This window comes from Erythrobacter sp. HI0063, assembly GCF_001635685.1.
GTDB lineage: Bacteria > Pseudomonadota > Alphaproteobacteria > Sphingomonadales > Sphingomonadaceae > Qipengyuania.
On the sequence record NZ_LWFF01000205.1, the window covers coordinates 1 to 294 of the forward strand.

Below are 294 nucleotides of genomic sequence, written 5' to 3' on the forward strand. Positions count from 1 at the left end.
GCGACGCTTGGATATGCGAGGTGCGCGACCTACAATGGGTTTATGGACAGCGCGGCAAAACAGACCGAAACTGAAGGGCAAGGGGCTGATCGACTGAGCGAGGCGTGGGCTGCGCTTGGTGAACTGCTCGCGGCTGCGTCCGATATGCTTGATGGCATCGCAATTTTGTGTCGGCGAGGGCCGACAAGGGCTCGCAGATTTGCGTCGACAGCCATCGCGTTCGTTTTGAGCGCACTCATCTTCATCGTGCGGTCTCGCGCTCGCGCAGGTCGGCAGCGCGACAGCGCGCTGATT

The 294-nt window shown here is 60.9% G+C and carries 1 protein-coding gene; it reads left to right on the forward strand.

Going from position 1 to position 294, the window contains the following annotated elements; translation table 11 throughout:
• Positions 1-42: 42 nt before the first annotated feature.
• Positions 43-294: hypothetical protein (locus A3736_RS17895; RefSeq protein WP_233999298.1), on the forward strand; the 252-nt coding region annotated here is incomplete at its 3' end.